Below are 15267 nucleotides of genomic sequence, written 5' to 3'. Positions count from 1 at the left end.
GAACTATGTAGCAGATATCTGATATATACCGTGTCAGTCAAGAAGGATGAGCAAAATGACTGGCCAGAAAAAATCCTACTGGAACTGCATAATTCCCGAACTAACCATGATAGATTTCCCCGCTTCCCTATATTTTATGCAGTTTCCTGTCATCAATTCTCGCCAGGAAAGGTTAGGAAAATATTCTTGCCAACTGCCCGGAACCAGTTGCTGGCTATCAAGACAAAAGGGAACAACCCAGACCTTCAATGAATTCGAGTAGTGGAAGGGAGGTAATGAGTGATTAAAAGATAAATGTTTTGGATAAATTAACATCATATGTCCCTCCCCATTTTGGTACTTATGCCCATATGCAAACATCTGATAAAGATCGGACTGAGCGATGTTATATTTTTTATCTGTCTGCCACGCTGACTGATCAATGAGCTTCCATTTCGTATCCAGAGTTTGAACACCATTTGACGTGCTCAGCAAAAGATCTGGTTTAAGCCGAAACATAGCTTGTGGCTTATCATTATTACCTACCGTATGTTCAAGCAGATATTGAGAACTGGCTTGTGATACAAGTTGGCTTCCTTTGCGTATATGCGATCTGAGTGAAACTTCAACGTATTTTTCGAATAGCTGTTCCATCGGGAACAGGAGCGATATACCTTTGTGATTGCCTTGCTGAAAATTCGGGTTCATTTTCTCAAGGATTAACTCACACCAAGGGCGTACGTCATTATAGACCTGCATCAGTTTGCTATTATTCCAATGACGTAGTTCGCAATGCGGCTTTGTCTGTAAAGGAATTTCAGCTATACGATGTGAAAGCTCATTCGCCAGTCGCCAGTTTTCAGTGTTCCTGCAAGTTGCCAACACATAGTTGAGTGCGGTTTTCAGCAGGCGATTTTCCAGACGGTCCGGCGAATAAACATCATGGCTGATATGGAATAGATACTGACGTGCCGGAGATTGCAGTTGCTGGCGCTGGATTTGTAATTGGCCACGTATAAAGCGGCTTTCTTCATCTACTCGACGATAGTCAAAACGCAAACCTTTGGTAACCAACAACTGCAACTCAAATAGAAACTGGCTAAAAATCCATTCGTGCAAAGGGACATTCATCCGCATCAGTTCAGCTGGGCCAGTCACCCGTGGTCGAATCTTTAAAGCGGCTAAGAGCATGCGCTGTAAGACTCTGCGTGTTTGCAGAGGGTTATCATGCCCAAGGCTTGCCTTGGGTAAAATTTCTATACCTTCGCCATCCGGACTTTGCAGGTATCCGACATAACTGCCTAATTTTAGTGCGCGATAACCATCAGACAGTAACAATGGTTCTTCGCCTTTCCAGCCTGAGGCCAGTTCCTGCAACCATTCCAATGTCGCAGGTTTTATTACTGCGCAATCCAGAGATGATGTTGCGCTTTCATTCGTGGTCAAACGGGCATACTCACGCACTTGTTGCATCAATTGGTAACTCCACCTTTGGAAATAATTCCCTGGTAAGCTGCGGCATTCTGGAATGCACAGTCATTAATCCGGTATCTGCGATCGTTTAATTGACTTGCAATGGAGTCAGGGAACAAACCTTCAATGGCGCGTTCGATATTACCTGTCTGGATAAATCTGTTTTCAGGTGCTTTCTCGCTATCGTTCAGTACCCAACCGATGCGTTCCCAGTCTGCAAAAAAATACTCTTGCAGTAGCGGAATGATACGTTTCTTAAAAATATCAGCCATCAGTTTGCACTTTTCATCCTCAGTTGTGGCAGTCTTCAGTGGCCAGAAGTATGCGTGCCCTAGGGTATGATCACGATCGAGTAAAACTTCTATGCGTTGATTCATTACCGTCAGCAATTCATCGACATTAACCCCAAAAACTGAGATACCAGACAGTAAATCGGGCTTTGGCATGAATTCTACAAACTCGAAGCGGCGGCGTAACGCCAGATCAAGCTGGGCTAATGACTTATCTGCCGTATTCATAGTGCCAATGACATACAGATTGTCAGGGACAGAGAATAATTCTTTAGAATAAGGCAGAATGACAGAACGCTCATCAGAGCCTCCCAATCGCTTATCCGGCTCCAGCAATGTAATCAACTCTCCAAAAATACGGGAAATATTGCCGCGATTAATCTCATCAATAATCAGAATATAATTCTGGCGTTCTCTGACATTGCTTGCTTCATGAAATGAAGCCGGCAGGGGAATGTGTTGTTTATCTAACTCAGCAATCAAAGTATGCCAGCTGATCCGATAGAGTGGATACAATGTCTGCTGAACCATTTTTGTACTGCCATTAAGTGCAAGGATGTTCAGTTCAATATCCTTTAACACCCAATTTACCTTGCGAACATGCGCGTACTCATCCGACTTTTCAGAGACTTCATCAAATGAATAGTCGGAAGTGACAATTCCAACTGCCTGAACGGTTTCCGCATTTTTCAGGCACAACAGAACATCCCCAACCTTTACATCATGTGAAAAAGCGTTAAGGGCATTGTGGTTAGGCTTGCTCAATGAGTTCCAGTAATCCTGCTGTTCCTGTGTCCTTTGCTCAAAGGTCTGAGACAAGTCCCCCGTGTCATTCCAACCAATACGAGCTTCACCTGCATTGATATAGCGATCACGCATTTCTTTTTCATGGGCACGACCAATAGAGATTTTCCAGATATCGGGAGATTGAGAGAGTCCTGTCTCTTTAGCTGCAACTGCCTTAGCAGCACGGACAGCAATATCTTTGAAAATACCGTTCTCAATCTTGTATTTTATGCCTTGATTTTCTTCTGCAACCTCAGCGCGGATCCCCTCAATGAAATCTTCATACGAAAAACTTTGATGGAAAGTGGTAAACGCGATGCGTTTGTCTGCACACAACGTATCGTATTTATTTTTGACCACCTGCCGACGCTCTTCTGTACCAAGATTCTGACTTACCAAATCGCTATACCATAAAGGTTCCGCCAACATAACTGCGCGTTCCAGCGTAAAGTAAGTTTTACCTGTTCCGGGTGGACCAAAAAGAATCTGATTTAGTGACGTGTGATTTTTTACTGATTTCTCTTTATTTTCCATGGCAAGTAGGTCCTTCGCTGGTAGGAGGGCATACCAATCACACAGCGTAATTAATTGCTCAAGAGTGCTAATCTCAACAGCCCATGCCGCATTTCCCTGAGCAAGGGTTGGAGCGTGTGTTGTGAGGTGGTGATTACGGCTCTTGCCTGTATCATAGACGGTAACTTGTGAAAGGCTCGGAGCGGTAGGTTTCTCATCAACAAATATTTTAATTTTCTTCTTTTTCTCGGGATTCTTTCCAGGATCAAATGCCAACTCCCTCATTGCGTCCGTTTTATAAGCAAACAGATGTGTCGTTGACGACCGAGTATCAGAGAAACGGGTACTTAAGTATTCGTCTGCAATTACCGAGGAAAACGCACTACTCTGATTTTCATACCAGGCTTCATACGATATTTCGTAATATGATTTTGACTGAGTATTCTTCAACCATGACAACAACTCCTGGTAGGATTGCCAGTTCTCTTTGGGCAGTTCTCGCCCTTGTTTCTTGAGCCAGTGCTTCGTCTGAGCATCTACAGGGAAAAATTCCTCCGGTGATAAATAAAACAAACACTCAGTGAGCTTAGCGAAACCGGTATGAGGTATTTTCAGAATTTTATCGAATAATTCACCATCTATTTGTCCGGCACGCATCTGATGGAACAACGCCCAAAGGCTGGGCACCATGTCGGCAGAACGTTCTCTCTCATAAGGAAAGAGCCAGACTTTGAGTGGCTGTGCATTTGGAACACCGCTGAAATCACTGGGGGCGGAGATGGGTAAATTAGCTCTTTCCAGCAGAGCGGCAAAGAGCTCAGTACGTTTGACCACTCCATACTTCATAAAAGTGGCAAAAAAAGTGAAAGGGTCTATCACTTTCAGCTGTTCTTTGCTTCCATCCGAAAATTCGTCTTCCAGACCTTTATCAACACCTATTTCACGTAGAATTTGGACCAATTCATGCTGTTTATTCTCGTAATCAGCAATCCAACTACAAACGTTTTTGAATACAGGGACCCAACTATACTTAGACACCGACGTTCTCCTCGCTGAAGACTCTCCATTTGGCGGTTTGATGATATTGCATTATGGCTATTTTGTTGACCTGGCGTTTGTTTGCAACAACTGTAGCTCTATCTTGTGTGAGTAAGGGACTTTGTGAATACTCTCCTTGCGGATTGGCCGTTCATAGAAGCCTTTTGAAAATCAATTTATTGGTTAAAACAAAGTGTGGTTCCATTGTCGCACATCAGCCAAAGGGGGAAGAATATTCTTCCAGTTCAAATACCCAAACACCTTGTCAGAATACGCAGTTCATAATTTTGGCTGCTAAAGGCCCACCGAAGGCTAATCAGTACAACTCAACTAGCCGTAGTTGACGCAGTCCCAAAAGAACTGACTTATCTGTTCACAGTCAGCAAGGACTTAGCAGTGTTGCCAGATAGCCCAACGAAAGGCTCAGAAAAAATCTAGGCTATGTATCATCCACTGAGCGGTTCAATGAGCACGTTGCGTCCACCAGCTATAATAAAAAGCTGAGGAATGCCTAATGGGAACCTGGCAGTAGGACTGCCATCCAACCTACCCCAAACGCCTCCCAAACTACCCAAGGAATTGATAACTTATTTTGATAACCCTTAGCAAGCTAACAAAACAACGGGCGTATAACACGCCCGTTTCAATATTTAACACATGTAGTGATTACATATTCTTGATGATCGCATCACCAAACTCTGAACATTTCAGCAGCTTAGCGCCTTCCATCAGACGTTCGAAGTCATAGGTTACGGTCTTGGCGTTGATTGCGCCTTCCATACCTTTAACAATCAGGTCTGCTGCTTCAGTCCAGCCCATATGGCGCAGCATCATCTCAGCGGAGAGGATGATAGAGCCTGGGTTAACTTTGTCCTGACCGGCGTATTTCGGCGCAGTACCGTGGGTGGCTTCAAACAGTGCGCATTCGTCACCGATGTTTGCACCAGGGGCGATACCGATACCGCCAACCTGCGCTGCCAGGGCGTCAGAAATGTAGTCACCGTTCAGGTTCATACAGGCGATAACGTCGTATTCAGCCGGACGCAGCAGGATCTGTTGCAGGAATGCATCAGCAATCACGTCTTTAATGACGATCTCTTTGCCGGTGTTCGGGTTTTTAACTTTCAGCCACGGGCCGCCGTCGATCAGTTCACCGCCAAACTCTTCACGCGCCAGCTGGTAGCCCCAGTCTTTAAACGCACCTTCGGTGAACTTCATGATGTTGCCTTTGTGCACCAGGGTCACAGAGTCACGGTCGTTAGCAATTGCGTATTCGATCGCTGCACGAACCAGACGTTTGGTGCCTTCTTCCGAACATGGCTTAATACCGATACCGCAATGTTCCGGGAAGCGAATTTTCTTCACGCCCATCTCTTCACGCAGGAATTTGATCACTTTCTCGGCGTCGGCAGAGTCAGCTTTCCATTCGATACCCGCATAAATGTCTTCCGAGTTTTCACGGAAGATAACCATATCGGTCAGTTCAGGGTGTTTAACCGGGCTTGGGGTGCCCTGATAGTAACGTACCGGACGCAGGCAGATGTAGAGATCCAGTTCCTGGCGCAGGGCAACGTTCAGAGAACGAATACCGCCACCAACCGGAGTGGTCAGCGGGCCTTTAATGGCAACGCGATATTCACGAATCAGATCAAGGGTTTCAGCAGGCAGCCAGACATCCTGACCATAAACCTGTGTGGATTTTTCACCGGTGTAAATTTCCATCCAGGAGATTTTACGCTCGCCTTTATAGGCTTTCTCGACTGCAGCGTCGACCACTTTCAGCATGGCTGGGGTTACATCTACACCGATTCCATCACCTTCAATGTAAGGGATAATCGGATTTTCAGGAACGTTGAGTTTGCCGTTTTGCAGGGTGATCTTCTTGCCTTGTGCCGGAACAACTACTTTACTTTCCATTCACCTCTCCTTCGAGCGCTTCTGGTTTGCTCACCTGCCACCACGTTGCACATGCGTTTGCGTCCTGCGATACGGATGCATTAGAGCAATTTTTTGTTAATGATTTGTAATTGGCTTGTCAATACTACCCTATTGTTTGCCGTCATGAAAGATGCGCGTTATTAGGCTATAATGCGGCAATTCATAATCCCTGAAAATACTATGCAAAAAACTTCTTTTAAAAATCACCAGGTTAAGCGATTCAGCTCGCAACGTACTACCAGGCGCAAACCTGAAAACCTGCCCACGCGCGTGATCCTGTTCAATAAACCCTACGATGTTCTTCCGCAGTTCACCGATGAAGCCGGGCGTAAAACATTAAAAGAATTCATCCCGGTTCAGGGCGTTTATGCGGCAGGTCGTCTTGACCGCGATAGCGAAGGGTTACTGGTACTGACCAATAATGGCGCGTTACAGGCGCGTTTAACCCAGCCGGGTAAACGCACCGGAAAAATCTACTATGTGCAGGTGGAAGGCATTCCCACACAAGATGCACTTGAAGCCTTGCGCAATGGCGTAACCTTAAATGATGGCCCTACCCTGCCCGCAGGTGTGGACCTGGTTGAAGAACCGGAGTGGTTATGGCCGCGTAATCCGCCAATTCGTGAACGCAAAAGTATTCCCACCAGCTGGCTGAAGATCACCTTATATGAAGGACGTAATCGCCAGGTGCGCCGCATGACCGCCCATGTTGGTTTCCCCACGCTGCGACTGATTCGCTATGCAATGGGTGATTACTCTTTGGATAATCTTGCCAACGGCGAATGGCGAGAAGCGACAGATTAAGGATGCAAAATGTTTAAACCGCACGTTACCGTTGCTTGCGTGGTGCACGCAGAAGGCAAATTTTTAGTCGTTGAAGAGACGATTAATGGTAAAGCGTTATGGAACCAACCTGCCGGGCATCTGGAAGCAGATGAAACCTTAGTGGAAGCCGCCGCCCGTGAGCTGTGGGAAGAAACCGGCATCAGCGCGCAACCGCAACACTTTATTCGTATGCATCAGTGGATTGCGCCAGATAAAACGCCGTTTTTGCGTTTCCTGTTTGCCATTGAGCTTGAGCAAATATGCCCGACCCAGCCTCATGACAGCGACATCGACTGCTGCCGTTGGGTCAGCGCCGAAGAAATTTTACAGGCGCCAAATCTGCGCTCGCCGTTAGTGGCAGAAAGTATTCGTTGTTATCAAAGCGGGCAACGTTATCCGCTGGAGATGATTGGCGATTTTAACTGGCCTTTTACAAAGGGTGTCATCTAAAAGGCTGCGTGATAGAATACGCCGCCTTGAAGTTCAATGTCGTGAGTAATCCAATGTCTGAAACCGCAAAAAAAGTAATCGTCGGCATGTCCGGCGGTGTCGATTCCTCCGTTTCTGCCTGGCTGTTGCAACAACAGGGATATCAGGTCGAAGGCCTGTTTATGAAGAACTGGGAAGAAGATGACGGTGAGGAATATTGCACGGCGGCAGCGGATCTGGCTGATGCCCAGGCTGTCTGCGACAAGCTCGGCATTGAACTGCACACCGTCAACTTTGCTGCCGAGTACTGGGACAACGTCTTTGAACTGTTCCTTGCCGAATATAAAGCCGGTCGCACGCCGAATCCGGATATTCTGTGCAACAAAGAGATCAAATTTAAAGCCTTCCTCGAATTTGCCGCCGAAGATTTAGGTGCCGATTATATCGCTACCGGCCATTACGTGCGTCGGGCAGATGTCGATGGCAAGAGCCGCCTGCTGCGTGGTCTGGACAGCAATAAAGACCAGAGCTACTTCCTTTATACGCTCAGCCATGAGCAGATTGCGCAAAGCCTGTTCCCGGTCGGCGAACTGGAAAAACCGCAGGTGCGTAAGATTGCAGAAGATCTTGGTCTGGTCACCGCGAAGAAAAAAGACTCTACCGGCATCTGCTTTATTGGCGAACGTAAATTCCGCGAGTTCCTGGGTCGTTATCTCCCGGCGCAACCGGGCAAAATCATTACCGTTGATGGCGATGAAATTGGCGAACACCAGGGACTGATGTATCACACCCTCGGTCAGCGTAAAGGTCTGGGTATCGGTGGCACCAAAGACGGCACCGAAGAACCGTGGTACGTCGTCGATAAAGACGTCGAGAACAACATTCTGGTTGTCGCACAGGGTCATGAACATCCACGTCTGATGTCTGTCGGGCTGATTGCCCAGCAGTTGCACTGGGTCGATCGTGAACCCTTCACCGGCACTATGCGTTGCACGGTGAAAACCCGCTATCGCCAGACCGACATCCCGTGCACCGTCAAGGCGCTGGACGACGATCGCATTGAAGTGATTTTCGATGAGCCGGTTGCCGCTGTTACGCCGGGTCAGTCTGCCGTCTTCTACAACGGTGAAGTGTGCCTCGGTGGCGGTATCATTGAGCAGCGTCTGCCGCTGCCGGTCTGATTTTTTTCTTTACTTAAAACAAGGAAGCAGTGAACGTGGCAAAGAATTACTATGACATCACCCTCGCCCTGGCCGGTATTTGTCAGTCGGCTCGCCTGGTGCAACAACTCGCTCACCAGGGGCATTGTGATGCCGATGCGCTACACGTTTCACTCAACAGTATTATTGATATGAACCCCAGCTCCACGCTGGCGGTTTTTGGCGGTAGCGAAGCCAACCTGCGCGTCGGGCTGGAAACCCTGCTCGGCGTGCTCAATGCCAGCAGCCGTCAGGGTTTGAACGCTGAGTTAACCCGCTACACCCTTAGCCTGATGGTGCTTGAGCGTAAACTTTCATCTGCCAAAGGTGCGCTCGACACTCTGGGCAACCGGATCAACGGCCTGCAACGCCAGCTCGAACACTTCGATTTACAGTCCGAAACGCTGATGAGCGCGATGGCTGCCATCTATGTTGATGTTATCAGCCCGCTTGGCCCACGCATTCAGGTCACCGGTTCCCCTGCTGTACTGCAAAGCCCGCAGGTGCAGGCGAAAGTTCGCGCAACCCTGCTGGCAGGCATTCGCGCCGCCGTGCTCTGGCACCAGGTCGGCGGTGGACGTCTGCAACTGATGTTTTCTCGTAATCGCCTGACCACTCAGGCAAAACAAATTCTTGCTCATTTAACCCCGGAGTTGTGATCTATGGAATTATCCTCACTGACCGCCGTTTCCCCTGTCGATGGACGCTACGGCGATAAAGTCAGCGCGCTGCGCGGGATTTTCAGCGAATACGGTTTGCTGAAATTCCGTGTACAAGTTGAAGTACGTTGGCTGCAAAAACTGGCCGCGCACGCAGCGATCAAGGAAGTTCCTGCTTTTGCTGCCGACGCAATCGGTTACCTTGATGCAATCGTCGCTAATTTCAGCGAAGAAGATGCTGCACGCATCAAAACCATCGAGCGTACCACTAACCACGACGTTAAAGCGGTTGAGTATTTCCTGAAAGAAAAAGTGGCAGATATCCCAGAACTGCACGCGGTATCTGAATTCATTCACTTTGCCTGTACTTCGGAAGATATCAATAACCTCTCCCACGCGTTGATGCTGAAAACCGCGCGTGATGAAGTTATCCTGCCGTACTGGCGTCAACTGATTGATGGCATTAAAGATCTCGCTATTCAGTACCGCGATATTCCGCTGCTGTCCCGTACCCACGGTCAGCCAGCCACGCCGTCAACCATCGGTAAAGAGATGGCAAACGTTGCCTACCGTATGGAACGCCAGTACCGCCAGCTTAACCAGGTGGAGATCCTCGGCAAAATCAACGGTGCGGTCGGTAACTATAACGCCCACATCGCCGCTTACCCGGAAGTTGACTGGCATCAGTTCAGCGAAAAGTTCGTCACTTCGCTGGGTATTCAGTGGAACCCGTACACCACGCAGATTGAACCGCACGACTACATTGCCGAACTGTTTGATTGCGTTGCGCGCTTTAATACCATCCTGATCGACTTTGACCGTGACGTCTGGGGTTATATCGCTCTTAACCACTTCAAACAGAAAACTATCGCTGGTGAGATTGGTTCTTCCACCATGCCGCACAAGGTTAACCCGATCGACTTCGAAAACTCCGAAGGTAACCTGGGGCTTTCCAACGCGGTATTGCAGCACCTGGCAAGCAAACTGCCGGTTTCCCGCTGGCAGCGCGACCTGACTGACTCTACCGTGCTGCGTAACCTCGGTGTGGGTATTGGTTATGCACTGATTGCTTACCAGTCTACCCTCAAAGGCGTGAGCAAACTGGAAGTGAACCGTGACCATCTGCTGGATGAACTGGATCACAACTGGGAAGTGCTGGCTGAGCCGATCCAGACAGTCATGCGTCGCTATGGCATTGAAAAACCGTATGAGAAGCTGAAAGAGCTGACTCGCGGTAAGCGTGTTGACGCCGAAGGCATGAAGCAGTTTATCGACGGTCTGGCGCTGCCAGAAGAAGAGAAGGCGCGCCTGAAAGCGATGACGCCGGCTAATTATATTGGTCGTGCCATCACGATGGTTGATGAGCTGAAATAATCCCCTGTCAAGGCCGGATGGCGATGCTGTCCGGCCTGCTTCTTAAGCTAATCTTTTCCTGTATTACCTCCCCTACCCGCTGGTTTAATTAATGTTTACTCCCATAAACACATAATCGCGTTACACTATTTTAATAATTAAGACAGGGAGAATAAAAATGCGCGTACTGGTTGTCGAAGACAATGCGTTGTTACGTCACCATCTTAAAGTTCAGATTCAGGACGCTGGTCATCAGGTCGATGACGCAGAAGATGCCAAAGAAGCAGATTATTATCTCAATGAACATTTACCGGATATTGCCATTGTCGATCTTGGCTTACCTGATGAAGATGGCCTGTCGCTGATCCGCCGCTGGCGTAGCAATGATGTTTCACTACCGATTCTGGTATTAACCGCCCGTGAAAGCTGGCAGGACAAAGTCGAAGTTTTAAGTGCCGGTGCTGATGATTACGTGACCAAACCGTTTCATATTGAAGAGGTGATGGCGCGTATGCAGGCGTTGATGCGGCGTAATAGCGGTCTGGCTTCACAGGTTATTTCGCTGCCACCGTTTCAGGTTGATCTCTCCCGCCGTGAATTATCCATTAACGACGAAGTGATCAAACTGACCGCGTTTGAATACACCATTATGGAAACGCTAATCCGTAATAACGGCAAAGTGGTCAGCAAAGATTCGCTGATGTTACAGCTCTACCCGGATGCCGAATTGCGGGAAAGCCATACCATTGATGTATTAATGGGCCGACTGCGTAAGAAAATTCAGGCGCAATATCCGCAAGAAGTGATTACCACCGTTCGCGGCCAGGGCTATCTGTTCGAATTGCGCTGATGAAAAAATTACTGCGTCTTTTTTCCCCACTCTCGCTACGGGTACGTTTTCTGTTGGCAACGGCAGCGGTAGTGCTGGTGCTTTCGCTTGCCTACGGGATGGTCGCGCTGATCGGTTATAGCGTCAGTTTCGATAAAACCACGTTTCGGCTGTTACGTGGCGAGAGCAACCTGTTCTATACCCTCGCGAAGTGGGAAAACAACAAATTGCATGTCGAATTGCCAGAAAATATCGACAAGCAAAGCCCTACTATGACACTGATCTATGATGAGAACGGGCAGCTTTTATGGGCGCAGCGTGACGTTCCCTGGCTGATGAAAATGATCCAGCCTGACTGGCTGAAATCTAATGGCTTCCATGAAATAGAAGCGGATGTTAACGATACCAGCATCTTGCTGAGTGAAGATCATTCTATACAGCAACAGTTGCAGGAGGTACGGGAAGATGACGACGACGCTGAGATGACTCACTCGGTGGCGGTAAACATCTACCCGGCAACGTCGCAGATGCCGAAGTTAACCATTGTGGTGGTTGATACCATCCCTGTAGAGCTTAAAAGTTCCTATATGGTGTGGAGCTGGTTTGTCTATGTGCTCTCAGCCAACCTGCTGTTAGTGATCCCTCTGTTATGGGTCGCCGCATGGTGGAGTTTACGCCCTATCGAAGCCCTGGCAAAAGAAGTCCGCGAACTGGAAGAGCACAACCGGGAACTGCTCAACCCCACCACCACGAGGGAACTTACCAGCCTGGTACGTAACCTGAACCGACTGTTAAAAAGTGAGCGTGAACGTTACGACAAATACCGCACCACGCTCACCGACCTGACGCACAGTCTGAAAACACCTCTGGCGGTGCTGCAAAGTACGCTACGTTCCATGCGTAGTGAGAAGATGAGCGTCAGCGAAGCAGAGCCGGTAATGCTGGAACAAATCAGCCGCATCTCGCAGCAAATTGGCTACTACCTGCATCGCGCCAGTATGCGCGGTGGAACATTACTTAGCCGCGAGTTGCATCCTGTCGCCCCACTGCTGGACAATCTCACCTCGGCGCTGAACAAAGTTTATCAGCGTAAAGGGGTTAATATTTCCCTCGATATCTCGCCAGAAATCAGCTTTGTGGGAGAGCAGAATGATTTTGTCGAAGTGATGGGCAACGTACTGGATAACGCCTGTAAATATTGTCTTGAGTTTGTCGAAATTTCAGCCAGACAAACCGATGATCATCTCTATATTGTGGTCGAGGATGATGGCCCCGGTATCCCGAAAAGCAAGCGTGAAGTGGTCTTCGACCGTGGTCAACGGGTTGATACCTTGCGTCCAGGACAAGGTGTTGGTCTGGCTGTCGCACGTGAAATTACCGAGCAATACGACGGAAAAATCATCGCCGGAGAGAGTATGCTCGGCGGTGCACGAATGGAAGTGATTTTTGGTCGCCAGCATCCTTCGCCAAAGAGTGAATAAATATGCCCTTTCTTCACGCATTACGTTAAGCATCCGTTATAATCGGTTGCAGATACCCGCCTATGGACGCTTAACATGGAATACCAACTTACCCTTAACTGGCCCGATTTTCTTGAACGCCACTGGCAGAAACGTCCGGTAGTGTTAAAACGCGGCTTTAATAATTTTATTGATCCGATCTCTCCAGACGAGTTGGCGGGTCTGGCGATGGAAAGTGAAGTCGACAGTCGACTGGTCAGTCACCAGGATGGCAAATGGCAGGTCAGCCACGGCCCGTTCGAAAGCTACGATCATCTCGGTGAGACCAACTGGTCATTGCTGGTGCAGGCAGTAAATCACTGGCATGAACCAACTGCCGCGCTGATGCGTCCGTTCCGTGAATTACCGGACTGGCGCATTGACGATCTGATGATCTCATTTTCCGTACCTGGTGGTGGCGTCGGCCCGCATCTCGATCAGTACGACGTGTTTATTATCCAGGGCACCGGTCGTCGTCGCTGGCGGGTCGGCGAAAAGCTGCAAATGAAACAGCATTGTCCGCACCCGGATCTGTTACAGGTCGATCCGTTTGAAGCAATTATCGACGAAGAACTGGAGCCGGGCGATATTCTTTATATTCCACCGGGATTCCCGCACGAAGGCTACGCGCTGGAAAATGCGATGAACTACTCTGTCGGTTTTCGTGCGCCCAATACGCGGGAGCTGATCAGCGGTTTTGCCGATTATGTTCTGCAACGTGAGCTGGGCGGTAATTATTACAGCGATCCGGATATCCCTCCTCGCGCCCATCCGGCTGATGTTCTGCCGCAGGAGATGGATAAACTGCGTGAGATGATGCTCGAATTGATCAACCAGCCGGAACACTTTAAACAATGGTTTGGCGAGTTTATTTCCCAGTCACGTCATGAACTGGATATCGCCCCGCCAGAACCGCCTTATCAGCCGGATGAAATTTACGACGCGCTGAAACAAGGTGATGTACTGGTTCGTCTGGGTGGTTTACGCGTGTTGCGCATTGGTGATGATGTGTACGCCAATGGCGAAAAGATCGATTCTCCGCACCGTCCGGCGCTGGATGCGCTCGCCAGTAATATTGTGCTGACCGCCGAGAATTTTGGCGATGCGCTGGAAGATCCGTCATTCCTCGCGATGCTCGCGGCGCTGGTCAATAGCGGGTATTGGTTCTTCGAAGGGTAAGTTTGAATGTAAGCCGGATGCGGCATCACATGCCGCATCCCTTTTCGCTTACTTCCGTTGCGCCGTTAACTCGGCAATACGCACGATCACCTGCACCGCTTTTTCCATTCCTTCCAGGGTCACAAATTCATGTTTACCATGATAGTTGTAACCGCCAGTAAACAGGTTCGGGCACGGTAATCCCATAAACGACAACTGCGCGCCGTCGGTGCCGCCACGGATCGGTTTCAGATCCGGTTCAATATCACAATCGCGCATCGCCTGCTGGGCGATATCGAGAATATGCGGATGATCCACAATTTTCTCGCGCATGTTGTAGTAACTGTCTTCAATCACCAGTTCAATGTAGCAGTCAGGGTGCAGCCCTTTGCCCACTTTCTTGGCAATTTCCATCATTTTACGTTTGCGTGCTTCAAACTGTTTACGGTCGAAATCACGAATGATGTAGTGCATATCGGCACGCTCAACGGTGCCTTTCATGCTCGTCAGGTGATAAAAACCTTCATAACCTTCGGTAGTTTCCGGGCTTTCATCCGCCGGAACTTCTGCATGAATACGTGCGGCCAGCGATAGCGCGTTAACCATCACGCCTTTTGCCGAGCCTGGGTGAACGTTGTTACCGACAATTTTGATATTCACCGATGCGGCGTTGAAGTTTTCAAACTCAAGTTCGCCTACGCCACCGCCATCGACGGTGTAAGCCCAACGGGCATCAAAGGCGTCAACATCAAAGTGTTTCGCCCCTTTCCCCACTTCTTCATCTGGCGTAAAAGCGACGCGAATATCACCATGCGGAATGTTTTTCTGTTGCAATACCGCCAGCGCGGTCATGATTTCTGCAATACCTGCTTTGTCATCGGCACCTAACAAGGTTTTACCATCGGTGGTAATCAGCGTCTGACCCAGAAGCTGATGCAGAACCGGGAACATAACCGGTGATAAAACTTCATCGCCGATACCCAACGCGATGTCGCCACCACGATAGCTTTCAACAATTTGCGGATTTACATTTTTACCGCTGCAATCCGGAGAGGTATCCACATGAGAAATAAAACCAATCGCCGGGATATCGCCAGGAACGTTAGCCGGTAACGTCGCCATTAGCGTTCCTTTCTCACTTAAGGTCACATTGATAAGCCCCATCTCTTCGAGCTGATCTTTCAACAGATGCAATAACTTCCACTGACCTTCCGTGCTGGGAACCTGTCTCACTCCCGCTTTTGATTGGGTATCCAGAGACACGTAGTTCAAAAAACGCTCAAGTAGTTTATCCATGTA

Annotated in this window: 12 protein-coding genes; 8 read left to right on the top strand and 4 right to left on the bottom strand. The window is 48.8% G+C overall.

Annotated elements, in window-relative coordinates; genetic code table 11:
• Positions 1-75: 75 nt before the first annotated feature.
• The 3 genes from WC5_RS06725 to icd form a co-directional block, all read right to left on the bottom strand.
• A complete protein-coding gene (locus WC5_RS06725) occupies positions 76-1452 on the bottom strand; it encodes an McrC family protein (protein ID WP_001188056.1) in 1377 nt (458 codons plus the stop codon).
• Positions 1452-4079: a DUF8426 domain-containing protein gene (locus WC5_RS06730; RefSeq protein WP_000049932.1), complete on the bottom strand. Its 2628-nt coding sequence runs from the start codon at positions 4077-4079 to the stop codon at positions 1452-1454. Before WC5_RS06730 ends, WC5_RS06725 begins: the two co-directional genes overlap by 1 nt.
• A gap of 666 nt (positions 4080-4745) precedes the next feature.
• Positions 4746-5996 (bottom strand): NADP-dependent isocitrate dehydrogenase, encoded by a 1251-nt coding sequence (gene icd / locus WC5_RS06735; protein WP_000444487.1) that lies wholly within the window; start codon positions 5994-5996, stop codon positions 4746-4748.
• Positions 5997-6167: 171 nt separating this feature from the next.
• Between icd and rluE the strand changes: the two genes are divergently transcribed.
• From rluE to roxA, 8 genes are all read left to right on the top strand, one after another.
• Positions 6168-6821, top strand: a complete 654-nt coding sequence (gene rluE, locus WC5_RS06740; protein ID WP_001248659.1) for a 23S rRNA pseudouridine(2457) synthase RluE — start codon at positions 6168-6170, stop codon at positions 6819-6821.
• Positions 6822-6830: 9 nt separating this feature from the next.
• Positions 6831-7292, top strand: coding sequence for a phosphatase NudJ (nudJ, locus tag WC5_RS06745; protein WP_000476090.1), 462 nt, complete (start codon positions 6831-6833; stop codon positions 7290-7292).
• 53 nt (positions 7293-7345) lie between these two features.
• Positions 7346-8452: a tRNA 2-thiouridine(34) synthase MnmA gene (mnmA, locus tag WC5_RS06750; protein ID WP_010345559.1), complete on the top strand. Its 1107-nt coding sequence runs from the start codon at positions 7346-7348 to the stop codon at positions 8450-8452.
• Positions 8453-8487: 35 nt separating this feature from the next.
• Entirely contained in the window at positions 8488-9129 is a 642-nt protein-coding gene (hflD, locus tag WC5_RS06755) for a high frequency lysogenization protein HflD (RefSeq protein WP_001297479.1), read from the top strand.
• A gap of 3 nt (positions 9130-9132) precedes the next feature.
• Positions 9133-10503: an adenylosuccinate lyase gene (purB, locus tag WC5_RS06760; RefSeq protein ID WP_000423716.1), complete on the top strand. Its 1371-nt coding sequence runs from the start codon at positions 9133-9135 to the stop codon at positions 10501-10503.
• A 157-nt stretch (positions 10504-10660) separates the two neighbouring features.
• Positions 10661-11332, top strand: coding sequence for a two-component system response regulator PhoP (gene phoP / locus WC5_RS06765; RefSeq protein WP_001265481.1), 672 nt, complete (start codon positions 10661-10663; stop codon positions 11330-11332).
• Positions 11332-12792, top strand: a complete 1461-nt coding sequence (gene phoQ / locus WC5_RS06770; RefSeq protein WP_000735427.1) for a two-component system sensor histidine kinase PhoQ — start codon at positions 11332-11334, stop codon at positions 12790-12792. The genes phoP and phoQ overlap by 1 nt, the downstream gene beginning before the upstream one ends.
• A gap of 75 nt (positions 12793-12867) precedes the next feature.
• On the top strand, positions 12868-13989 hold the full coding sequence (roxA, locus tag WC5_RS06775) for a [50S ribosomal protein L16]-arginine 3-hydroxylase (protein WP_000456504.1): 1122 nt from the start codon (positions 12868-12870) through the stop codon (positions 13987-13989).
• 48 nt (positions 13990-14037) lie between these two features.
• Here the strand turns inward: roxA and pepT are convergent, their stop codons facing one another.
• Positions 14038-15264: a peptidase T gene (pepT, locus tag WC5_RS06780; RefSeq protein WP_000359430.1), complete on the bottom strand. Its 1227-nt coding sequence runs from the start codon at positions 15262-15264 to the stop codon at positions 14038-14040.
• Positions 15265-15267: the final 3 nt, after the last annotated feature.

Origin of the sequence: Escherichia sp. KTE114, from assembly GCF_000407765.1 — a bacterium.
Classification (GTDB): domain Bacteria; phylum Pseudomonadota; class Gammaproteobacteria; order Enterobacterales; family Enterobacteriaceae; genus Escherichia; species Escherichia ruysiae.
Note: the sequence above shows the minus strand (reverse complement) of the source record. Positions and strands in the feature narration are given on the sequence as shown.

Bases quoted from the DNA above. Each gene is read 5' to 3' on its own strand.
- WC5_RS06725 (WP_001188056.1), bottom strand. From the start codon at position 1,452: ATGCAACAAGTGCGTGAGTATGCCCGTTTGACCACGAATGAAAGCGCA.
- icd (WP_000444487.1), bottom strand. From the start codon at position 5,996: ATGGAAAGTAAAGTAGTTGTTCCGGCACAAGGCAAGAAGATCACCCTG.
- rluE (WP_001248659.1), top strand. From the start codon at position 6,168: ATGCGGCAATTCATAATCCCTGAAAATACTATGCAAAAAACTTCTTTT.
- nudJ (WP_000476090.1), top strand. From the start codon at position 6,831: ATGTTTAAACCGCACGTTACCGTTGCTTGCGTGGTGCACGCAGAAGGC.
- mnmA (WP_010345559.1), top strand. From the start codon at position 7,346: ATGTCTGAAACCGCAAAAAAAGTAATCGTCGGCATGTCCGGCGGTGTC.
- purB (WP_000423716.1), top strand. From the start codon at position 9,133: ATGGAATTATCCTCACTGACCGCCGTTTCCCCTGTCGATGGACGCTAC.
- phoP (WP_001265481.1), top strand. From the start codon at position 10,661: ATGCGCGTACTGGTTGTCGAAGACAATGCGTTGTTACGTCACCATCTT.
- phoQ (WP_000735427.1), top strand. From the start codon at position 11,332: ATGAAAAAATTACTGCGTCTTTTTTCCCCACTCTCGCTACGGGTACGT.
- roxA (WP_000456504.1), top strand. From the start codon at position 12,868: ATGGAATACCAACTTACCCTTAACTGGCCCGATTTTCTTGAACGCCAC.
- pepT (WP_000359430.1), bottom strand. From the start codon at position 15,264: ATGGATAAACTACTTGAGCGTTTTTTGAACTACGTGTCTCTGGATACC.